The organism is Frigoribacterium sp. CF331 (assembly GCF_057787905.1).
Genome location: NZ_CM173545.1, coordinates 998841 through 1019452, shown reverse-complemented (window position 1 = coordinate 1019452; position 20612 = coordinate 998841). Strand labels below are relative to the sequence as shown.

The 20612-nt window shown below is 73.8% G+C and carries 18 protein-coding genes and 1 pseudogene; 7 read left to right on the top strand and 12 right to left on the bottom strand.

The window, feature by feature from the left end; all coding sequences use genetic code 11:
• The first annotated feature begins 213 nt into the window (after positions 1-213).
• From AC3CCI_RS04760 to AC3CCI_RS04750, 3 genes and pseudogenes are all read left to right on the top strand, one after another.
• Positions 214-732, top strand: a complete 519-nt coding sequence (locus AC3CCI_RS04760; RefSeq protein WP_488628268.1) for a DinB family protein — start codon at positions 214-216, stop codon at positions 730-732.
• A gap of 152 nt (positions 733-884) precedes the next feature.
• The gene (locus tag AC3CCI_RS04755) at positions 885-1388 is read left to right on the top strand and encodes a hypothetical protein (protein WP_354595681.1); all 504 of its coding nucleotides are present in this window, start codon (positions 885-887) and stop codon (positions 1386-1388) included.
• A gap of 37 nt (positions 1389-1425) precedes the next feature.
• Positions 1426-2016, top strand: a pseudogene (locus AC3CCI_RS04750) (MOSC domain-containing protein); the annotation flags it as partial.
• Positions 2017-2294: 278 nt separating this feature from the next.
• On the opposite strand, the gene AC3CCI_RS04745 reads toward AC3CCI_RS04750, so the two are convergent.
• The 9 genes from AC3CCI_RS04745 to AC3CCI_RS04705 form a co-directional block, all read right to left on the bottom strand.
• On the bottom strand, positions 2295-6665 hold the full coding sequence (locus AC3CCI_RS04745) for an FtsK/SpoIIIE domain-containing protein (protein ID WP_488628267.1): 4371 nt from the start codon (positions 6663-6665) through the stop codon (positions 2295-2297).
• Positions 6662-7693, bottom strand: a complete 1032-nt coding sequence (locus tag AC3CCI_RS04740; protein WP_488628266.1) for a hypothetical protein — start codon at positions 7691-7693, stop codon at positions 6662-6664. The genes AC3CCI_RS04745 and AC3CCI_RS04740 overlap by 4 nt, the downstream gene beginning before the upstream one ends.
• Complete coding sequence (locus tag AC3CCI_RS04735; RefSeq protein WP_354595686.1) at positions 7690-8361, bottom strand: hypothetical protein; 672 nt, start codon at positions 8359-8361, stop codon at positions 7690-7692. Before AC3CCI_RS04735 ends, AC3CCI_RS04740 begins: the two co-directional genes overlap by 4 nt.
• Positions 8358-9005 (bottom strand): hypothetical protein, encoded by a 648-nt coding sequence (locus AC3CCI_RS04730; RefSeq protein ID WP_488628265.1) that lies wholly within the window; start codon positions 9003-9005, stop codon positions 8358-8360. Before AC3CCI_RS04730 ends, AC3CCI_RS04735 begins: the two co-directional genes overlap by 4 nt.
• Positions 9002-10540: a hypothetical protein gene (locus AC3CCI_RS04725; protein ID WP_488628264.1), complete on the bottom strand. Its 1539-nt coding sequence runs from the start codon at positions 10538-10540 to the stop codon at positions 9002-9004. The genes AC3CCI_RS04730 and AC3CCI_RS04725 overlap by 4 nt, the downstream gene beginning before the upstream one ends.
• The gene (locus AC3CCI_RS04720) at positions 10540-10830 is read right to left on the bottom strand and encodes a hypothetical protein (RefSeq protein WP_354595689.1); all 291 of its coding nucleotides are present in this window, start codon (positions 10828-10830) and stop codon (positions 10540-10542) included. Before AC3CCI_RS04720 ends, AC3CCI_RS04725 begins: the two co-directional genes overlap by 1 nt.
• A gap of 111 nt (positions 10831-10941) precedes the next feature.
• Positions 10942-11235, bottom strand: a complete 294-nt coding sequence (locus AC3CCI_RS04715; RefSeq protein WP_056259510.1) for a WXG100 family type VII secretion target — start codon at positions 11233-11235, stop codon at positions 10942-10944.
• Between the two features lie 316 nt (positions 11236-11551).
• Positions 11552-13009, bottom strand: coding sequence for an MFS transporter (locus AC3CCI_RS04710; RefSeq protein ID WP_488628263.1), 1458 nt, complete (start codon positions 13007-13009; stop codon positions 11552-11554).
• Positions 13006-13395, bottom strand: coding sequence for a DUF3253 domain-containing protein (locus tag AC3CCI_RS04705; protein ID WP_354595691.1), 390 nt, complete (start codon positions 13393-13395; stop codon positions 13006-13008). Before AC3CCI_RS04705 ends, AC3CCI_RS04710 begins: the two co-directional genes overlap by 4 nt.
• A 129-nt stretch (positions 13396-13524) precedes the next feature.
• On the opposite strand from AC3CCI_RS04705, the gene AC3CCI_RS04700 reads away from it, so the two are divergent.
• The gene (locus AC3CCI_RS04700) at positions 13525-14145 is read left to right on the top strand and encodes a DUF805 domain-containing protein (RefSeq protein WP_488628262.1); all 621 of its coding nucleotides are present in this window, start codon (positions 13525-13527) and stop codon (positions 14143-14145) included.
• A 342-nt stretch (positions 14146-14487) separates the two neighbouring features.
• Entirely contained in the window at positions 14488-15798 is a 1311-nt protein-coding gene (locus AC3CCI_RS04695; RefSeq protein ID WP_488628261.1) for an MFS transporter, read from the top strand.
• A 332-nt stretch (positions 15799-16130) separates the two neighbouring features.
• Here AC3CCI_RS04695 and AC3CCI_RS04690 read toward each other — a convergent pair whose 3' ends face one another.
• Both AC3CCI_RS04690 and AC3CCI_RS04685 read right to left on the bottom strand, forming a co-directional pair.
• Positions 16131-16259 (bottom strand): hypothetical protein, encoded by a 129-nt coding sequence (locus tag AC3CCI_RS04690; RefSeq protein ID WP_255354548.1) that lies wholly within the window; start codon positions 16257-16259, stop codon positions 16131-16133.
• A 160-nt stretch (positions 16260-16419) separates the two neighbouring features.
• The gene (locus AC3CCI_RS04685) at positions 16420-16902 is read right to left on the bottom strand and encodes an Asp23/Gls24 family envelope stress response protein (protein WP_488628260.1); all 483 of its coding nucleotides are present in this window, start codon (positions 16900-16902) and stop codon (positions 16420-16422) included.
• 114 nt (positions 16903-17016) lie between these two features.
• On the opposite strand from AC3CCI_RS04685, the gene AC3CCI_RS04680 reads away from it, so the two are divergent.
• Both AC3CCI_RS04680 and AC3CCI_RS04675 read left to right on the top strand, forming a co-directional pair.
• Positions 17017-18585 (top strand): cryptochrome/photolyase family protein, encoded by a 1569-nt coding sequence (locus AC3CCI_RS04680; protein WP_488628259.1) that lies wholly within the window; start codon positions 17017-17019, stop codon positions 18583-18585.
• Positions 18586-18764: 179 nt separating this feature from the next.
• Complete coding sequence (locus AC3CCI_RS04675; protein ID WP_488628258.1) at positions 18765-19385, top strand: hypothetical protein; 621 nt, start codon at positions 18765-18767, stop codon at positions 19383-19385.
• A gap of 54 nt (positions 19386-19439) precedes the next feature.
• Here the strand turns inward: AC3CCI_RS04675 and AC3CCI_RS04670 are convergent, their stop codons facing one another.
• Positions 19440-20609, bottom strand: a complete 1170-nt coding sequence (locus AC3CCI_RS04670; protein WP_488628257.1) for an SGNH/GDSL hydrolase family protein — start codon at positions 20607-20609, stop codon at positions 19440-19442.
• Positions 20610-20612 lie beyond the last annotated feature (3 nt).

Sequence of the window (20612 nt, the reverse complement as noted above, 5' to 3'; positions counted from 1 at the left end):
CGTCATCCCGACGACGGACGTCGGCCCCGTCCCGACCCGCCCCGCGCCTCCCCGTCCGCCCCATGAACCCGGTTTCGATCGATGAACCCGGAAGCTTCCGGGTTCATCCGTCGAAACCGGGTTCATCGTGGGCTCGGCGGATGACCGCCGCGGCACGCACGACGGCAGCATCTCGATGGCAGCCCCCGTGCCGCGCGCCCTAGCGTCGATCTCATGCCGATCACGCCCGACACGAAGAACTGGACCTGGGTGCTCGACCGCCCCTGCCCCGACTGCGGCTTCGACCCCGCCCGGGTCGCGTTCCGCGCCGTGCCGCGCCTGGTCCGCGAGAACGCCGCCGCCTGGCCCGCCGAACTCGCCCGACCCGACGCCCGCACGCGTCCGGACGACGCCACGTGGTCCCCCCTCGAGTACGGAGCGCACGTGCGCGACGTGTTCCGCACCTTCGACGCGCGCCTCCGGCTGATGCTCGCCGAGGACGCCCCGACCTTCGCGAACTGGGACCAGGACGCCACGGCGCTCGACGACGACTACGCCGCCCAGCAGCCTGCGGTCGTGGCCGACGAACTCGTGGCGGCGGCCGCCGTCGTCGCCGACGCGTTCGAGGCGGTGCGCGACGACCAGCTCGACCGGGTGGGCCTCCGCAGCGACGGCTCGGCCTTCACCGTCGACTCCCTCGCCCGCTACTTCGTGCACGACCCCGTGCACCACCTGCACGACGTCCGCCGCTGACGCCGGGCCCGCGGCCCTGTCCCACCGCTGACGGGGCGACAGCCGCCCGGTCTCGCCGCTCGCGTCACACGGCCGACGTGCAGGGTTCGACGTCCGGCCGACGGATCGACGTCCCGACCGGCACCCCGAGGAGGCGCGGCCAGGCTCGCGCCATGACCGAACGTTCCGCAGACGGCCGGCTGATCGTGCGTGTCGTCCCCGACCTCGCGGGCACGGTGCTGTGGTCCGACGGCGCCCTCGACCATGCCGACGCACGCCTGTCGCCCGGGCTCGAGGCCGACCTGCGGGCGTGGGAGGCCTGCCACCGGACGCGGCTCGACCCCGGCGTCCGGGTGCACGATCCCGCCGACGCCCGGGCCTTCGCCCGGACGGGCGCCGCCCTGGCCGATCGCCTGGCGGGCGAACTCGGCGACGGAGTCGAGGTGCACCTCGTCGTCGGGGGTCGCACGATCCACTGGTCGTCTGGACCCCCGACGAACCCGCGCGCCGCTCGAGCCCTGCACGACCGCGCCGCACAGGCGGAGGCCGAGGCGCGCGAGATCGCCGCCCGCCACCCTGACGGCGGCTGGTACGCCTACGCACCGCTCTCGGGCACCCGCTTCAGGCCGTCCCCGGGCGAGCACCCCTCGCCCGGCACCCACCGCCCGTCCGACTGAGGCCGACCCGTACCCGCCGCCGCTGTCGCACCGTCGAGTGGACGTCGAACCGCCACATTCGACGGTGCGACGTCCACTCGGCGGTGCGACCCCGGCCCCGACGCCTGACCCCGGCCCCGGCCCCGGCCCCGACGCCCGACCCCGGCCCCGGCCCTCGACCCCGGCGCTCGACCGGGGCAGACTGGGCCCCGTGACCCGCGCCTCCGTCCTCTCGGTCGGCCTCGACGACGCCCACCGGTTCAGCAAGCCGCGCGTCGAGCGGGTCACCCTGCTCGCCGGGCTCGGCGTCGAAGGGGACGCGCACCTCGGTCGCACGGTGCAGCACCGCTCACGCGTGGCCCGCGACCCCGACCAGCCCAACCTGCGGCAGGTGCACCTGATCCACGCCGAACTCTTCGCCGAGCTCGCCGACCTGGGGTACGACGTCGGCGCGGGCGACCTCGGCGAGAACGTCACCACGCTCGGGGTCGACCTGCTCGCCCTGCCCGTCGGCACCGTGCTCACCCTCGGTGAGGAGGCGCGGGTCGAGATCACCGGCTTGCGCAACCCGTGCCTGCAGATCGACCGCTTCGAGTCGGGCCTGCTCAAGGCCGTCGTCGGCAGGGACGAGGCGGGCGAGCTCGTCCGCAAGGCCGGGGTCATGGGGATCGTGCTCTCCGGGGGCGAGGTGCGGCCGGGTGACCCGATCGCGATCCACCTGCCGGCCGGCCCCGGGCGTCGCTGCAGCCGGTCTGAGCGACGCCGCACGACGTCGCGCTTCCGACCGGACGTCGCACCGCCGAGTGGACGTCGCACCGCCTCATTCGACGGTGCGACGTCCACTCGGCGGTGCGGCGCCGTCCGACCCCGACCCCGACCCCCGGCCCGGCTCGACCCGGACGCCGCCCGCGACCGGCGACCCCGGCGTCAGGCTCCCGCCGCCGCCGCCACCGGCGTGGCGAGGGGCACCTGCACCGTCGCCGCCTCGCCCGACCCCAGGTGCACCGTGGCGCGACCCGGCACGACGCGCGTCGACACCATCGAGCGGGTCACGCGCACGCCGATCAGGTCGCCGTCGATGGTGTTCTGCGGACTGAGCAGGGCACCCCTCCGGTTCTTCTTGGCGTCGACCTGCCACCCCGAGAACCCGGCGCAGAGCCCGGTCGTGTTGCCCCCGAGCAGCAGGGCCCGCCGGTGGTCGGCCGCGGACTGCACGTACGACCTCAGCCACTGCTTGGCGGGGGCGTCGATCAGCAGCTCGCCGTCGTCGACGACGAGGGCGACGGGGCGACCGTCGGGGTCGAGCAGCGGGCGCAGCTCGTCCTCGGTCAGGTCGACGCCGGTCAGCACCGCCCGGACGCCGTCGCGCCCCGCGAAGAGGCGGAGGGGCGACGGACGCGGGGCGGCGATGACGAGCTCGGTGCCCGCGCGCAACAGCGACTCGGCCATCGTGACGAGCATGGTGCTGCGTCCGCTCCTCGACGGGCCGGCGACGACGAAGGTCGGGGCGTCGGCCTCGAGGTCGATGCCCTGGGCGGTCATCTCGTCGCCCCCCACGCCGATGAGGGCCCAGAGCGGTCGTGCGGCGTCGGCCCCGGCCAGCTCGAGGGCGTCCTCGAGTCGGAGGTCGGTCGGCAGTCCGTCCACGCGCAACGGCCGCACGCGACGCGTCGCGAGGGGTTCGGCCGCGTCGAGCCGCGCGGCCAGCTCGCGCAGGGCCGTCGCCTGCCCCTGACCGCTGACGTCGTCGCCGAGCACGCCGACCTGCAGCTCGACGCCGCTGCCCGAGCGGAAGCCGCGCCCGGGGGCGATGTCGCCGGGGAGCTCTTTGTGGTTGATGCCCGCGAGGCTGTAGTCGAGGCGGTCGGTCAGCCGCAGGACGACCTTGTCGTCGGTCAGCACGGCCATCCGGCTGGTGAGCAGCGACCGGTCGCCGGCGATCACCACGTGGATGCCGGCACCGGCCCCGTCGCGCAGCAGGGCCTGCACCGAGTCGGTCAGCCGCCCGCCGTCCACCTCGCCGAGCGTCCCGACGAAGTTCTCCCACCGGTCGATCATCAGCAGCACGTGCGAGAGCCGCGCACCCGCGGGGGCGGTCGCGCGTTGCTCGCCCACGTTCGCGACGCCCGCCTCGGCGATGACGTCGTGACGGCGGCCCATCTCGGCCACCAGCCGGTCGATCAGCCGGGTCGACCGCTCGATCTGGGTGCGCTGCGTCACGGCCCCGCAGTGCGGGAACGCCGCCAGGGCCGACAGGGCGCCGTTGCCGCAGTCGACGCCGTAGAGGTGCAGGTCGTCGCTCGAGACGGCGGACGCGGCGGCGGCGGCGATGCTCCGCAGGGCCTGCGACCGCCCCGAGCCGGGCGCGCCGACGACGTACAGGTGGCCGAGGCGGTCGAGGTCGACGACGGCGTCGCGCTGCAGCTGGCGGTCGGGCAGGTCCTCGGTGCCCCAGGCGAAGGCGAGCGGGCCCGCCGAACCGGCCCGCGCCTCCGGGTCCACGGTCGTCAGCGGCACCTGCTCGGCCAACGGGTCGAGCCACGGGCTGCGCTGCGAGGGCACGGCCAGCAGCTCGTTCGCGTCGCGGAGGGCCTCGACGAGCGCGGCGAGGTCGGTGTCGGCGGCGGCCGTCCCGGTGGCCGGCCGGGTGGGGACCGTCAGGGCGAAGTCGCGCCAGCCCAGTCGTCGGACGAAGGGTTCGACCACGGCGCCGCCGACCTCGGTGGTGCTGCGGCCGCCGACGCGGGCGGACTGGAACGGCACGACCGAGGCGTGGCCGAGGCGGGCGTAGGCGCGCCCGGGCACGCTCTTGGCGATGCGGGCCGCGTCGGGGATGTCGATGACGTCCGAGCTCTCGCCCGTGTCGGTCATGCGCAGGGCCACGCGGAGGTTGGTGTTCGCGCGGATCTCGGGGCTGATGACGCCCGAGGGGCGCTGCGTGGCGAGGATGAGGTGCACGCCGAGCGAGCGCCCGCGCTGCGCGATGCCGACGAGCCCGGTCACGAAGTCGGGCAGCTCCTTCGCGAGTGCCGCGAACTCGTCGATGACGATCAGGAGGCGCGGCAACCGCTCGCCGGCGCCTCCCGTCGCGAGGTGGTCGCCGTAGTCCTCGACGTCCTTGGCGCCCGCGGCGGCCAGGACGTGCTCACGCCGGGTCAGCTCGGCGCGCAGCGAGCGGAGCGCCCGCTCGACCAGGTGGCTGTCGAGGTCGGTCACGAGGCCGACGGTGTGGGGCAGCTCGGCGCAGGCGGCGAACGCCGCGCCGCCCTTGTAGTCGACCAGGACGAAGGTCATCGCGTCGGGTCGGTTGGTGACGGCGAGCGAGGCCACGAGCGACTGGAGGAACTCCGACTTGCCCGAGCCCGTCGTGCCGGCCACGAGGCCGTGCGGGCCGTCCTTGACGAGGTCGAGCGAGAACGGGCCGTCGATCGAGACGCCGACGACCGCGGTGGTCGAGGCGCCGGCCGAGCTCCACCGGTCGGCGAGCTGCTCGCCCGTCGGCCGGCCGAGGTCGAGCACGTCGAGCAACGCCGCCGAGTCGGGCACCAGGCCCTCGGTGGCCGTCGAGCTGATGTCGCGGACGGGCGAGACGTCGCGGGCGACGTCGTCGTACCAGTCGGGCACGACCAGGTCGGTGAGCACGTGGTCGACGTCGAGGGTGTGCTGGCGGCGCAGGACGAGCTCGGAGTCGGAACGCTGCAGCACGGTGGCCGCGCATTCCTCGGGCAGCTGCCACTCCTCGGCGTCGAGGCAGAGGACCCGCACCCCGCAGGCCGGCCCCTCGCGGAGCAGGCCGACGACGCCGGGCATCGCCCGGAGCCGCCGGGCTCCGTCGAGCACGACGACGTACTCGGGCGAGAACCTCGTGGCGCGGGACTGCCGGGTCGCCAGGGTGGCCTGGCGCTCGGCCACGAGCTGCGTGAGCTCGGCGAGGCGCCGGCCGATCGACTCGGAGTCCGCCCCGATCAGCGAGAGCGCGTCGTCCCCGTCGGGGCGGACGTGCGGCAGCCAGTTCACCCACGCCCAGTCGTCGACCGCGGTCGTCGAGGTCAGGACGACCAGGCGGACGTCCAGCGGGCTCTGGGTGACGGCGAGCTGGCCCAGCATCCAGCGACCCATCTCGCGGGGCCAGGCGCCCGTGCCGGCCACGCCCACCACGCCGGCCGCGGCGAGCGACACGGTCACCGGCACCCGCTCGGTCGTGCCGGTCGCGACGCTGCGCGAGATGAGGTCGCGGTCGTCCTGGATCTCGACGGTGGCCGGCAGGTCGGCGACGCCCACCCGCACGGTCAGGTGGTCGGCGTCGGTCGACCGGCGTTCCCAGAGCCGCCGCGTCGGCACGCGGGCCGCCGTCCGCAGCTCGGCGGCGTCGCCCGCGTCGTGGCGGCGCCGGTCGCGCTCGGCGACCACGGCCTGGTCGACGCGCTCCTCGATGCGCCGGACGAGGTCGCGGTGGTCGGCGAGCATGCGAGCGTGGCTCTTCTTGCCCTGGCGCCGCGAGGTGACGGTCGTGCCGATCATCATGATCGGCGACATGAAGGCGAACATCAGGTAGAAGGGCTGGCGGAACAGGATCGCCATCGTGACGCCGAACACGGCGGGCACCGCGGCCATGATCCACGGCAGCGGGGAGCGCTGCGGGGGCACGGGCTCCTTCGGGATCGTGTAGCGGTCGACGACCGGGGGCGGCAGCAGCCGGGGCGGCCGGTTGAAGTCGAGCCAGCCGGAGTCCGGGGGGCGCAGCAGCACGACGTCGGACACCGTGACGGGGCGGGCGGCGAGCATCGAGTCGGCCACCCGGAGGATCTCGCCGTGGGTCCACGGCGTCCATTCCGGGCCGAGGTCGGCGCCCTCGAGCAGGACGACCGGCACCGCGCCTCCGCCGACGCGACGCAGGCGCACCGACGCGTCGAAGCCGACCTCGAGCTCGACGACGGCCTCGCCCGACGACGACTCGAGGCCGAACGACCCGTCGGGGCCGACGGCGAGCCGCGTGCTGCCGACCGTCAGGGGTTCGAGGCGCCCGCTGTCGCGCCCGCCCACCGCGCGCAGTTCGACGATGCCGGTCGGTCGGGGCGTCGGGGGCGTCGAGCCGAGGTGCAGGACCGTGCCGTCGAGCAGGCCGCTCGTGGCGAAGGTGACGCCGTGGTCGACGTCGACGGCCTCGCGGGGGACCGCACCCCACTCGCGGCCGAGGGCCTCGAAGATGCGCTCCATCGGGGTGTCGCCCGGGGCGTCGACGAGGACGTCGCCCGAACGGCCGACGAGGTCGTCGACGACGGTGACGACGACCCTCACCGGGTGCCGACCGGGGTGGGGGCGGCGGTCGCCGCGGCGTCGCCGTCCGGCGTGGCCGACGGCGCGGCCGTCGCGGACAGGGCGACGTCGACCCAGCGCAGCTCGCCGAACGGGCCGGCCTCGAGCCGACCGTCGCGCCGTGCGGTGAACGACCACCGCGCCTCGGCCGTCGCCGTCAGCACGACGACGCCCCAGAGCGAGTCGGGGCGTTCGAGGGCGGCCCGCAGGGCGGCCCAGGCGTCACGCCCGGGCACGTCGGCGAGCAGCAGGACCCCCGGGCGGCCGTTCTCGACGACCCGCGCCACGGCGTCGTCGAGCGAGAGGACGGCGCCGAGCGCGACCTCGTCGTGGGTCAGTCCGACCGTGGCGAGGGCCGTGGCCGACGACCAGGGCGACGTCGCCAGCTGGTCGGCGATGCGACGGGCGACGGCCACGACCGCCGCGCGGTCGCCCGACACGGCGACGGGGCCGCGGGCGTGGGCGAGTTCGACGTGCGTGCGACCGTCGGGCGACGAGCCGAGCGCGACGGTCGTCGAGAAGTGGCCGGACCTGTCGCCGGCGACCCCGTCCGCGTGCAGGGCGGCGAGCGAGGCGGACCAGGTGCGGCCGTCGACCGTCGTCGACCAGGGGGCCGGGGGCGCGACGGTCGGCGACGCGAGGTCGACGTCGACCCGGTCGAGTCCGACGACCAGGCGCACCATGCCGGGGAAGACCACGTGCTCGCGCTCGCACGAACCGATCAGCGCCCGCATCACGCGGTCGACGGTCCAGGTGCCCGCGGGGTCGGCGCGCACCTGGTCGGCCCAGTCGACGGCCACTGTGCTGCGGTCCTTGCGGGCGGCGACCACGAGGGGGAGCGTGAACGAGAGCGTGACCACGACCAGCAGCACGGCGATCGTCAGGGCGAGGTTGCCGAAGGGGTGGACGAACGGCGACAGCGTCGACGGCGACAGCGTCGACGGCGACAGCGTCGACGACGACAGCGCCGACGACGACAGCGCCGACGACGACAGCGCGAGGGCCGTCACGCGTCGACCTCGGCCAACCGCGTCTCGAGGTCGCCGGGCTCGACGCCGGGCACGTCCACCCAGCGGAGGGTCGTCACCAGGGCGTCGAACAGGTACACGAGGGCCTCGGCGAGTCGTTCGGTCGGTTCGTCCCCGTAGACGGCCGAGAAGTTCAGCACGAGCCAGCGGCCCGGGCGGTGCGGCACCGAGATGGTGTAGACCACGCGACGCGTCCACACGCGCTCCCACGACCCCTCGGCCTGGTCGTTCGTCAGCACGTCCTCGGTGCGGGCCGCGGCCGCCCCGTCGACGTCCCGCAGGCCGCCGTCGACCTGACCGGCGTCGGTCAGCAACCGGGCGATCACGGCCACCGGCTCGGTCTCGGACTCGTCCTCGACCTCCGACTCGACCAGCGAGGCGGGCAGCGTGAACCCGTCGACGGGTGCTCCCGGCAGGTACACGGCCGTCGCCCCGGCCTCGCCCGCCTCCTCCACCGTCCGGGCGAGCTGTCGGCGGAACTGCCGGCGGAGCGGTTCGGCGCTGTCGCGCGGCAGGTCGTCGGGCAGTGCGGCCGCGACGATCGCGTCGAGCTCGTGGCGGAGCTGTTCGGCCGCCTCGGGCCGGGCAGGCAGGCGCACCCACCCCGGGGGCAGGGCCATCACGAACGAGGTCGTCAGGTCGACGGTCATCGGTCGTCTCCGTCGATCTCGGTCTCGGTCTCGGTCACGGTCTCGGCGCGCACCGTGCCGAGGAGCCCCACGACACGGTCGCGGAACGGCTCCACGAGGCCGAGGTCGTTCGTGCGCCACAGGGCGACGACGTCGAGCCCGTCGCGTCGTCGGGCGCACGCCACCGTCGCCCAGACGTCGCGCTCGTCGTCGAGGTCGAAGCGCGTCACGACGATGCCGGGCCCGACGGCCTCGGGCAGGTCGTCCACGATCGGCGCCTCGACCGGGCGTCCTCCGCGGGCCAGGGCGAGGTCGAGCAGGTCCACGTCGTCGTCGGTCGGCTCCGCCGACACGATCACCGGCAGCGGCCAGCGGCCCGGCAGGCCGAACGACGCGACGAGTCGCGACGAGTCGTCGAGCGAGTCGGCCATGTCGAGCAGGTCGGACAGCGTGCGGTCCACGTCGAGGGCAGGAGGCGCGACCTCGTCCTCGAGGTCGAGTCGCGCCAGGTCGTCGAACAGGTCGATCATCACCTCGCACCACCCCTCCTCGTCGAAGTCGGCGTGGCGCGACCTGGCCGGGACGAGCAGCCCGGCGGGCAGCTCGACCCCGACGACCGCCTCGACCGCGCCCGGGCGGGGCCGCCCCGCCGGGGTCCCCGTCACAGGGGCGCCTCGGGGCGGGCGTTGCCGCCGGGGAAGTCGTACTTGACGTTCTCCCAGGTCTCCCACCGGCTGAGGTCGGTGCCGAGGCCGGTCGGGTTCGCGCCGAGGGCGAAGCCCATGCCCGCCCAGCCGTAGACCGAGCGGCCACCGTTGAAGAAGGTGAACGCGCGGGGCAGCTCCTTGGCGACGACGCCGGCCTCGGTCGCCGCCGCGCGGTACTTCTCGAAGCCGTTGACGCCGTCGGTGCCGAAGAGCTTGTCGAGGCGGTAGCCGCGGTAACCCTCCGACCCCTTCACGAACTGCTGCGTGACGGCCGTGACGTCCTTGCGGATGGTGGTCGGGATCTTCTTGAGGTTCCACCAGTTGGGGTCGATCTTCCCGATGGTGGTCGCCTGCTCGTGGTACGTCTTCGAGGCCGTGAGCAGGCGTGCCCTCTCGGCGGCGATCCGTCCGTCGACGTCCGCCCGCTCGACCCGCATCCCGTCGCGCTCGGCGCGGGCCGCGGCCCGGACGTCGGGGCGTTGCTGCGGTCGGATCTTGCTCTCGGCCACGCCCGCGCGGATCTTCGCGGTGAGTTCCTTCTGGCGGGCCTGCAGGGTCCTGGTGGCCGCGGCCGACGTGGTGCGGATCTCGGTGAACTTCGCGGCGTGCTTCGTCGCGACCCCGCTCTTCGCGACGCTGACCACCTTGGTGAGGGCGGCTCCCGCTCCGAGCAGCAGCACGCCGACTCCGGCGATGATCACGTCGATGAACGAGGCGTCACCCATCGCGGCCTGCGCGGCGGTCGCCGCGAAGGCGAGGCCGGTCACGATGGCCCCGGCGAGGGCGGCCATCCCGAGTCCGGGGATGATGAAGGCGAGGACCGCCAGCGCGACGCCGATCCAGGTGAGCACCTTGACCAAGATCTTGAGGAAGGCCTGGAAGGCGGCCTTCAACCGGTCCTTCCAGGAGTCCTTCAATCCGTCGTTCCACGCGTCGCGGATGGTCTCGGAGGCCTGTCGGCCGCGCGCGTCCAGTTCGGCGAGGGCGCCCTCGAGGCGGGCGATCGCGCGCGTGCCGCCCGACTCGGCCTCCGACACGGCGGCGTCCTTCTGGCGTCCGGCGGTCTCCTCCTCGGGCGTCAGCGGAGGGGCGTCCGACGGGCGTCCGACGCGGGGGTCGCTCATGCCCGTGGCGGACGACAGCGAGTCGCTCGCGACCTTCGCGTCGGCCAGGGCCGCCTCGGACTCGGTCAGGGCCGTCTGGAGGTGGGGCAGGTAGGCCTTCAACGCGTCGCGCACGGCCGAGTAGCGCCCGCTCATCTGGGTCAACTGCTCGCTGACCTGTTTGCTCTTCTCCCGGACGCGGTCGGCGCTCTGCCCCTTGAACTGCGACTCGTCGCCCTCGCCGATGCGCCGCAGCACGGTGGCCTGGTCCTCGATGTCCTTGGCCATGTTCGTGTAGTAGACCGTCAGCTGCTCGATCTGGTCGACGTCGGCCACCACCGGGTCGCGGTGACGGTTCAGCAGGTTCCACTCGCCGGGACGTTCGGGCATCAGACGGTCTCCGTCTTCAGGCCGTCGGCGATGTCGGCGTCGGCGCGCTCCCACTCGTCGTGCATCTGCTGCAGCTTGTCGTGCAGCTTCGACACGTTGTCCTTGATCTTGCCCCGGTGGATCTTCCAGTTGCCGCTGAAGTCGCGCATGGCCTTGTTCACCGTGGCCTGCCCGAAGATGTCCTTGTTCTCGTCCTTGCCCGAGGCCTGGTGCTCGAGTTCGTCCCGCACCCGGGCGAGGGCGTCGATCGAGGTCTTCAACGCCTCGCCGTCGACGATCAGGTCTGCCATGTCTCCGCGTCCGTTCTGACGATGTGTCGCTGTCGTGCCGAGGGGTGCCACCGGGCGGTGGCGGACGGGCGGTCCCGCCTCCCGGGGGTCGGGAGGCGGGACCGCGTCCGGCTACTTGAGGGCCTTGGCCAGCTCGGAGTCGGTCTGCTCGAGTGCCTCGGCGGCACTGTTCAGGTACTGGCTCATGCCTTCGAGCCCCTGGATCGTCTTGGTCGCGCCGTCGTTGAACTCCTGGTACGACGACCCGAACGCCACGGACGACTGGTCGGTCACGTAGCCGCCGCTGATGAGGCTGTCGACCAGGGTCTTGAGCTCGCGCAGCTTCGACTCGATGTCCTGCTCGCCGTTGTTCAGACGGGTCGCGGCATCACGCATGTCGCCGTAGGTCACGTTCAGGTTGGGCATTCGGTGCTCCTTCGAACTGGGGGTGTCGTCGGTGTCGACGGTGTCCGCCGGCGGCGAACGTGAGACAACGTAACGGGACAGGACGGTCCCCTGACCCCCGAATCGGGGTCATCCATCTCGCGTTCACCCGTGCCGGGTTGTCGATACTCGACGGTATGGCGCCCGGATCGTTGCGCAAACCTCTTGCCCATCGGCATTTTTGTGCACTGCGTGAATCAAGGTGGTCCGAGTCGACCGGGGCGCAGAATTAACCTGTTCGAAACCGAACTCTTTTGTCCGGAGAACGAACCCCGGCGTGTCAGCACGGCCTCCGAGGTCACCGACCCGGCGCGGCGGGGCCCCCGGCGGGCGCCCGCAGCGACCGGTCGGACACCGTCAGCGCCGTCGCCACGACCGCGAGACCGATCACGACCGCGGCCAGCGTGTGGAGCCCGGTCGTGGTCGGTGCGTCGCCGTACACGCCGCCGATCAGGCTCGAGGCCCCGATGGCCCCGACGTAGATCGCGGTGCGCGACAGTCCTGCGGCCGTGCCGATCATCGACGACGGCACCTGCCGGTAGAGCGCGGCCTGGTTCGAGACCGAGGCGAGGCCCTGCGGCAGGCCGAACAGGGCCGGCACGAGCACGAGCGCCCAGACCGGGGACCCGGAGGCGGTGGCCAGCAGCAGCGCGCCTCCTGCGATCGGGACGGTCGCCGCCACGACCAGAGGCAGCCGCACGGCCGACCGCCGCGCGAAGACGAAGGACGCGACCCCGGCGACGATCGCACCCGGCAGCTGGATCAGCCCGGCCTGCGCGCTGCCGATGCCCCCGACCTGCTGCACCCACTGCGAGAAGCCGTAGGTGACCGTGTAGGCGATGCCGTAGACCAGGAAGAGCCGCAGGTAGGTGCGGGTGAGCGGCCCGTTCGCCGCGAGCACGCGCACGTCGACGAAAGGCGCGACGGCACGCAGCTCCCAGGCGATCAGACCGGCCAGGGCGGCGACGGCCACGCCGAGCAGCCACCACCAGCCCTGACGCAGGTCGAGCAAGAACACGAGCAGGGCGGCGATCGTGACGGCGAAGAGGGCGAGCCCCGGCAGGTCGACGGCGCGGGCGAACGAGAGCCGGGTGGCGGTGGAGTCACGGACCGGGCGCAGCGAGTCGCTCGGCATCCAGAGCAGCGAGAGCACGAGCCCGACGCCGGCGAGCGGCACGTTGACCAAGAAGATCGAGTGCCAGCCGAACAGGCCGATGAGCACCCCGGCGAGGGCCGGGCCGGCCGCCGCCGACGCGAGCGACGAGATGGACAGGCCGCCCAGCACGAGCGGGGGAGTCGCGACGCCGAGGCGGTCGGACTGGTTGCGGATCGCCGTCATCGCGGCGGGGTACGCGGCCGAGGTGCCGATGCCGATCAGCACCCGCGCGGTGACGGCTCCGCCGAAGGACGGCACCAGCTCGGGCAGCACGCCGGCCAGCATCACGACCACCATCCCACTGACGAACACCTTCTTGGGCCCGATCCGGTCGGCGAGCTTGCCCATCGTCGGTTGGCCGACGGCGCTCGCCAGGTAGAGCGCGGCGACGAGCCAGATCGCCTGGTCGGCGCCGATGCCGAGGTCGGTCGAGATCGGGGCCAGGGCGACCGCGATCATCGTGGTGTTGATCGGGTTCAGCAACGGGCCGAAGAGCAGCGGCACGACGAACCGCGGCCCGAACGGCCGGGCGTCGTGCGAGGTGCGGGCGATGCGCGAGGCCCGGGCGCCCTCTCGTCGGCTGTGGCCCGCGCCGCTCACGACCGGTGGCGGCGGATGCGGATCGGGCCCTTCGCCGTCGACGGGTCGACCACCGAGCCGCCCTGCGTGATGTCGACCTCACCCGCGGCGACCATCCGTCGGGCCGCGCGGCGGACGGGCTCCATCAGGTCGCGCCACGCGTCCTCGTCGTCGGGGTGCAGCGACCGGGCGACGTCGGACGGGCAGATGGTCGACGTGGCCGCCCGGGCCGCGAGCAGGTCGCGGATGCGCTGCTCGAGGGCGCGGTCCTGCGCCGTCACCTTGCGCTTGCGGCAGGCGTCGCTGCAGTACGCGACCTCGTCCCAGTTCGACGCCCACTTCTTGCGCCACTCGATGGTCCGTCCGCACGATCGGCAGGTCTTGGGGTCGGGGGTCGCGGCGCTCATGCTGACAGTCAACGCGGGAGGCGCGGTGAGCGTTCCCGACGAGGTGGTCGCCCCGCTCGTCCGTCGGTCGGGCGCTCTCGCCCGCTCGGGGGATGGAGGCGCGGGTGCGGTCCGCGTATCGTCGTCGGGATGAGCGGCGGCACGGCGACAGGCGCGACGCGGGGTGCGTGGACCGAGGTCGACCGGCAGCCGCTGCCCGGTGCGACCCCGATGCAGGCGCTGCGGCGGTTCGTGGGCAACGCGTACGTCGTGCACGCCCGGGCCGGCCGTGCCGAGTTCTGGTGGATCTGGCTGTTCCAGACCGCCCTGGGGCTCGCGTGGAACCTCGGCGTCGGGTCGCTCGTGCGGGGGGCCGGCGAGGCGTCGTGGTCCGTCGGCGCCTACGGCTCGTCGCTCTTCGCCTACTGGCAGGTCGTCTCGTCCGGCTCGGTCGGCCCCCTCGACACCGCCGCGTCCACAGGCGCCTCGCTCCACCTGGGGCAGTTCTCGATCGGGCCCCTCGGACCGGCCGGCGGTGCCCCAGGGGGGACCACCTGGGTCGGCATCGTCTGGGCGCTCTGGTGCCTGGCGACCCTCGTGCCCATGGCGACCCTGGCGATCCGACGTCTGCACGCCGCCGGGGTCTGGGGGTGGGGCTGGTTCTGGCTCGGCGCACTGCTGCCGTTCCTGCAGATCGTCGTCGTGCTGATGCTCGCCAGCGAGACCCGGCCGCCGAGCGCCCGCTTCCGCGAGCGCGACCGCGCCTCCTGACCCACCACGCCGCGTTTCGTGCACCGCACCGTGACCAGTCACGGTGCGGTGCACGAAACGCGGTGCGCTGCGGCCGCCGGCACACGGGCGCGACGGCCCTGGCCAGGCCGGGCGACAGCGGGTAGACTCGACCTCGGTCGGGCGGCACTCCCGGCCCCGGGCGTGCACGACAGCGCGCAGTCGGGATCACCATCCTCCCCGAGCCACCCACGGTCACGAGCGACACGAGTTGCGAGGGCCGTGCCGCCGGCAGGCCTGCTCGACCCTCGGGTCGAGGCGACCGGTCGGCCCGTGGCAGCCATCGGGTCGAGAGAACGGCGCCCGCCGACCACCTCAGGTTCCATGACACTCGCACCCCCGCGCCCTTCGGCGCCCTCGTCCACCCCGCCGGCCCGCTTCCCGTGGGCAGGCCTGATCGCCATCGCCGTCGCCACGTTCCTCTCGATCTCGGGCGAGATGCTGCCGACCGGCCTGCTGCCCGAGATGAGCGCCGACCTCGGCGTCACCGAGTCGAGCATCGGCCTGCTCGTCAGCGTCTTCGCCTTCACGGTCGTGCTGACCAGCACCGGCCTCACCCACCTCACCCGGCGGCTGCCCCGCCACCTGATCGTGGTCGGCCTGATCGTCGTCCTGGCGATCAGCGCCGCGCTCACCGCGATCGCCCCGACCTACGAGCTCGTCCTCGCGAGCCGTGTGCTCGGTGGTCTCGCCCACGGCATGTTCTGGGCCGTCGGCGGTGCCTACGCCGGGCACCTCGTGCCGCGGGCCCAGGTCGGCCGGGCGCTCGCCGTCGCCATGAGCGGGGGCACGCTCGCGTTCGTGCTGGGCGTCCCGCTCGGCACCGCGCTCGGTCAGGCCCTGGGCTGGCGCGAGGCGTTCGGCGTCCTCGCCGGGCTCATGGCGCTCGGCGCGGTCTTCGTCCACAAGTTCCTGCCGCCGGTGGGGCCGGGCACGGCGCACGAGTCGACGCCCGACCCGGTGACCGACGCGGTGCCGACGCTGGTCGACGGCGCCGCGCCTCCTGCGGTGCGGGACGGCGGGCGCGAGGGCCGACGCCGTCGCGCGCTGCCGAGGCCGAGCGTGCTCGGCGTCGTGCTGAGCTGTGTGATCACGGCGGTGTTCATGGTCGGCCACTACTCGTTCTTCACGTACATCACGCCGTACCTCGTGCGCTCGACCGGGGTGCCCGAGCAGGGCCTGGCCGGCTGGCTCTTCGCCTTCGGCGTCGCCGGGGCCGTGGGGCTGGGCATGGTCGGCTGGTTCCTGGGGGCGCGGCCGCGGGTCAGCATCCCGATCGGGGTGGCCGTCGTCGGCCTGGCCGTCGCGGGCATGCTGCTGTTCGAGGGCATGATCGTGCCGTCGCTCGTCGCGTTCGTGCTGTGGGGCGTGACCTTCGGGGCGCTGCCGCCGCTGTTCCAGACCCGCATGCTGCAGGTCGCTCCCGAACGGATGCGCGACCTCGCGAGTGCCTTCTACACGACCGGCTTCAACGCCGGCATCGGCGGCGGCGCGCTGATCGGCGCGCTCGTGCTCGACGGAGCCGGGCTCGACTCGTTGCCCGTGCTCTACGTCGTCGTGGCCGCGGTCGTGCTGGTCGCGGTGCTCCTGAGCGACCGCCTGCTCGCCCGTCGGTCGGCCCGCCCCGCCGCCTGACCCGGTCGCGCCGCCGCCTGACCCGGTCGGCCCGCCACCTGACCCGGTCGGCCGGGGCCGTCGCCCGGGCGTCGGCCCGGTCGTGCGGCGCTCACCCCCTGCCTAGGCGGATCGCTGACCGCCGCTGCAGGGGGTGGCTGACGCTGTGGCGTGCTCGGGTCGTGCCGTCCGGCTGCGTCACCCCGCGAAGCGGCGCTCACCACCTGCCTAGGCGGATCGCTGACCGCCGCTGCAGGGGGTGACGCGGCCGGGACGCACGAACGCGGGAGGCGCGACTCACGCGAGTCGCGCCTCCCGCGTTCGAGGCGGTGCGGGGCGGTGCGGGCGCCGGGTCAGCGACGCCGACCGGGCTGCTGGTAGCCGCCGGCCTGGCCGTTGCCGCCGCCACGGCGCTTGTTCATGATCTTCTTGAAGACGAACGTCGCGATCAGCGGGGCGAAACGTCGGAGCAGTGATGCCATGGGGTGCCTCCTGGGGCGATGGTGCACGGGTCGTGCGGTCGAGCCGGTCGGCTCGGTGGGGTGCGGCCCGCGGTGCTGCGGGAGACGATCGCGTCGGGACGACCGCCGCAGGTGTCAGTCAACTCTGTGTACTGAACTCCCTGCCTGCTGAAAGGGGCGCCTACTGGACTCGCTGCGAGGAGCCGTCGTCGTCCGAGTCGTCGTCCTGGCCGGCGATGAAGATGTCGCTGACCTCGATGTTGATCTCGACGACCTCGAGCCCGACGAGCTGCGTGATGGCGTCGCTCACGGCCCGACGGACGTCGTCCGCGACCTGCTGCACCGACAACGGGTAGTCGACGACGATGCTGAGGTCGGCCGCGGCCTGCGTCCGGCCGACCTCGACCTTGACGCCCTGACCGTGGTCCTGCTGGCCGACCGCGCTGCGCAGGGCGCCCACGGCACGCGACGCCCCGCCACCGATCGAGTGCACCCCGGGCACCTGACGGGCGGCGATGCCAGCGACCTTGGCGACGACGCCGTCGGCGATCTGCGTGGTGCCCGCGGCGTCGGACGAGACGGTCGAGGCGCCGTCGAGGCGCGAGACGCCGTCGACGCGCGATCCGGTGCTCGTGGCGGGGGTGGGCGTGGCGGCGTTCGACATCTCGGGTCCTCTTTCGGCTCGGTGGCTGGTGTGTCGATGAGACGCCCGACGCGCCCGGTTCGTCACGGTGAAGATGCTGACAACTCGCTGAGTGCGCACGCCTACTGTCGGGGCATGCAGCGCACCCGGTGGATCTTCCTCGACCAACTCGGCCCCCACTTCGACGACGGCGACCCGATGCTGTTGATCGAGAGTCGCTCGTCGTGGCGCGGGCGCACCCTGCACCGGGCGAAGCTGCAGCTGATCCTCTCGGCGATCCGGCACCGGGCGGCCGAGCTCGGCGACCGCGTCGACTTCCGACAGGTCGAGCACTACTCCGAGGCGCTCGAGGGCCGCGACGACCTGCAGGTGGTCGACCCCACCTCGTACCGGGCCCGACGACTCGTGCGGTCGGTCGGGGCCGACGTGCTGCCCAGCCGGGGCTTCGTCTCGAGCGAGGCCGAGTTCGCCGAGTGGGCGGCGGGTCGACAGGGCGGCCGCGGCGCGGGCCGGTCCGGGGGCGCGGCGGCGGACGCCGACGACGCCCGCCGAGGAGGCGCGGGTCGACCGACCGGCGCGTCCGGCGGTCGACCCGCACCGCGCCTCCTGATGGAGGACTGGTACCGGGCGGTCCGTCAGCGCACCGGCCTGCTGATGGAGGGCCCGCAGCCCGTCGGCGGCCAGTGGAACTACGACCACGACAACCGCGAGAAGCCGCCGAAGGGGGCCGCGACGCTGGGCCTCCCGCCGCAGGAGTGGCCCGCGGAGGACGACATCGACGCCGAGGTGCGGGCCGACCTCGACCGGTGGGAGCGCGAGGGCGTCGTCACGCTCGTCGGCGACGACGCCCCCCGTCGGTTCGCCGCCACCCGGGCCGAGGCGACCGCCGCCCTGGCGGACTTCGTCGAGGTGCGGCTGCCCGACTTCGGCCCGTTCGAGGACGCCACGCTGTCCGGCGACTGGACCATGGCGCACTCGCTGCTCAGCGCCCCGATGAACCTCGGACTGCTCGACCCGCGCGAGGTCGTCGAGGCCGCGATCGCGTCGTACCAGGCCGGTGACGCCCCCCTGCGCAGCGTCGAGGGCTTCACCCGGCAGATCGTCGGCTGGCGGGACTGGGTCTGGCACCTCTACTGGCACCTCGGCGAGGACTTCGCCACGACGAGCAACCACCTCGGCGCCGCGCAGCCCCTGCCCGAGGTGTTCGCCGGGCTCGACGCCGAGGCGGTCGAGGCCGAGTGCCTGAGCGACACCCTCGACGGGTTGCGACGCCACGGCTGGAACCACCACATCCAGCGGCTGATGATCCTCGGCAACTGGGCCCTGCAGCGCGGGGTCGACCCGGCGGCGCTCAACCAGTGGTTCGTCGACATGTACGTCGACGGCACGCCCTGGGTCATGCCCGCCAACGTCGTGGGCATGTCGCAGCACGGCGACGGCGGCATCGTCGCGACCAAGCCCTACGCGTCGGGCGGTGCGTACATCCACCGCATGACCGACCACTGCGGCTCGTGCCGGTTCGACCCGAAGAAACGGCTCGGCGAAGACGCCTGCCCGGTGACCGCCGGGTACTGGGCGTTCCTCGACCGGGTCGAGCCCGTGCTGTCGGGCAACCCGCGCATGGGCCAGCAGTTCGCCGGGCTGCGTGGGCTCGCCGACCGCGAGGCCGTCGTCGAGCAGGAGCGCACCCGCACGACCTGGTGACCCGGCGCCCGGCACCGACGGGGTCGGCGCCGTCGGGGGTCGCACCATGTGAGCGTCGTCGAACCACCCTCCGGCGTGGTTCGACGGCGCGACGATGGTGCGACCTCGGAGGCGTCCCTCGTTAGGGTGACGGGAGCGCCGGGCGCAGGGAGCCCGACGCAGATCACGAGGGAGCCCCGATGGCCACGTCCATGCGCAGAACGGCCGTGACGGCCGCCACCACGGGCGTGCTCGCCCTCGGCCTGCTGCTCGCCGGCTGCACGTCAGGAGGCGCGGCTGCCGACGACGACGCCGCGTCCGGCGGGTCGTCGGCCGGCTCCGGCGGCTCGGGGTCGACCGCGTCGGGCGAGGGCACCTTCGACGACCTCGCCAGCTGCGACGACGTCGGTGCGGCGCTCGGCGACGTCGTCGACGGCCTCGAGCCCCGCGACGACAGCACGTTCTCGGGCGACCAGGCGAACTGCCAGTGGGCGACCCCGACGACCGAGGCCACCGACGCGGCCGACGTGACGGCGATCGTCGTGCTGGCCCAGCGTCAGGAGTTCAGCGCCGACGACATCAGCTCGCAGACCTCGCAGATCGAGGGCACCGAGGGCGTCGAGACGGTCGACGACTCGCGCGTGGCGGCCTTCGGCGGGCAGGCGTTCTCGCAGACGGTGACCCAGCAGGGCATCACGGCGTCGGCCAGCACGATCCTCTCGCCGCACGGTCTGGTCGCCGTGACGGCGACGGGCGCGGGCGACGCCGCCCCGCTCAGCACCGACGAGACCCTCGACGCCGCCTACGGCCTCTTCGACTGAGCCCGCGCCGGGGCGGGCGTCGTCCTCGCGACGCGCCCGCGCCTCCTCGGCTCGTCAGCCGACGCTGATGCGGTCGAGCACGAAGTCGGCGATGACGCGTTGCCCGGCGTCGTTCGGGTGCACCCCGTCGGCCGAGAGCAGCGACGCGACGCCGTCGGCGGGCAACGCGTCCGCGAGGTCGACGTAGGCGCTGCCCGACTCGCTCGCGAGCCGTTCGACGACCCCGCGGTAGTCGTCGACGTCGCCGGCCAGCCCCCGCGTGAGGTTCGTGCCGGGCACGAACTCGCCGATGAGCATGATCGACGGCGGGTCGTCGAGACCCTGCAGGCCTTCGATCAGGGTGCGGTAGTCGTCCTCGAACTCGGCGGGCGTCCGGGTGAACGCGTCGTTGGCGCCGAGCGTGACGGTCACGAGGTCGGGGGCCGCGGCGGCGACCGAGTCGAGGAACCCGGGCAGGTCGGCCGTGAAGGTGCGAGCCGTCGCGCCCGAACGCGACGAGTCGAAGAGCGAGACGCCGCGGTCGCGGTCGCCGTCGTACGCCGTGAGGCCCTCGAGGTCGACGGCCGAGTGGGCGTTGATCGTCACGGTGTGCTCGCCCGCGTCGAGGCCGGTCACGGGGGTGATGCCGCTCGTCGCCGTCGAGTCGTGCGTGTCGACCTCGACCGCGTCGCCGTCGTCGATCGCGTAGCTGAAGGTGCCGCGGCCGCTGGTCCACCAGAGGTCGAGATCGGTGCCGGTGAACGGGTAGGTCGTGGTCGCCCCGGCTCCCAGGGTGACCGAGCGGTAGCCGAGGTCGGCGGTGCGGGCCGAGGCCGACACCGGCCCCTCGCTGCTCGTCGCCCAGCGCGCCCAGGTCGACGCCGGCGGGGCGACGGCGAACGCGGCGGGTCGGTAGCCGACCCCGCCCGGGACGTCGTCGGTCGGATAGCGCTCGCGCAGGCCGTCGAGGGTGAGGTCGATCCAGCGGGAGTCCACGGTCGAGGCACCCATGCCCTCGGTGATCGAGTCGCCGACGGCGACCCAGCGGGCGGGGTAGTCGTCACGGTCGTCGAGGGCGGTCGCCCAGTCGGCGAGCTCCGAGGAGGCGCGGGTCGGGCCGGCCGACGAGGTCCCGTCGACGGAGGCGCCGCCCGTGGGCTCGCTCGGGTCGGTCGGGTTCGCCGTGCAGCCCGTCAACAGGGCGAGGGCAGCGGCGACCGCGACCATTCGGGTGGTACGGGTCATGAC

Coding starts and splice junctions, on each gene's coding strand:
- AC3CCI_RS04760 (WP_488628268.1), top strand. CDS start 214: ATGCCGATCACGCCCGACACGAAGAACTGGACCTGGGTGCTCGACCGC.
- AC3CCI_RS04755 (WP_354595681.1), top strand. CDS start 885: ATGACCGAACGTTCCGCAGACGGCCGGCTGATCGTGCGTGTCGTCCCC.
- AC3CCI_RS04735 (WP_354595686.1), bottom strand. CDS start 8,361: ATGACCGTCGACCTGACGACCTCGTTCGTGATGGCCCTGCCCCCGGGG.
- AC3CCI_RS04725 (WP_488628264.1), bottom strand. CDS start 10,540: ATGCCCGAACGTCCCGGCGAGTGGAACCTGCTGAACCGTCACCGCGAC.
- AC3CCI_RS04720 (WP_354595689.1), bottom strand. CDS start 10,830: ATGGCAGACCTGATCGTCGACGGCGAGGCGTTGAAGACCTCGATCGAC.
- AC3CCI_RS04715 (WP_056259510.1), bottom strand. CDS start 11,235: ATGCCCAACCTGAACGTGACCTACGGCGACATGCGTGATGCCGCGACC.
- AC3CCI_RS04705 (WP_354595691.1), bottom strand. CDS start 13,395: ATGAGCGCCGCGACCCCCGACCCCAAGACCTGCCGATCGTGCGGACGG.
- AC3CCI_RS04700 (WP_488628262.1), top strand. CDS start 13,525: ATGAGCGGCGGCACGGCGACAGGCGCGACGCGGGGTGCGTGGACCGAG.
- AC3CCI_RS04695 (WP_488628261.1), top strand. CDS start 14,488: ATGACACTCGCACCCCCGCGCCCTTCGGCGCCCTCGTCCACCCCGCCG.
- AC3CCI_RS04690 (WP_255354548.1), bottom strand. CDS start 16,259: ATGGCATCACTGCTCCGACGTTTCGCCCCGCTGATCGCGACGTTCGTC.
- AC3CCI_RS04685 (WP_488628260.1), bottom strand. CDS start 16,902: ATGTCGAACGCCGCCACGCCCACCCCCGCCACGAGCACCGGATCGCGC.
- AC3CCI_RS04680 (WP_488628259.1), top strand. CDS start 17,017: ATGCAGCGCACCCGGTGGATCTTCCTCGACCAACTCGGCCCCCACTTC.
- AC3CCI_RS04675 (WP_488628258.1), top strand. CDS start 18,765: ATGGCCACGTCCATGCGCAGAACGGCCGTGACGGCCGCCACCACGGGC.
- AC3CCI_RS04670 (WP_488628257.1), bottom strand. CDS start 20,609: ATGACCCGTACCACCCGAATGGTCGCGGTCGCCGCTGCCCTCGCCCTG.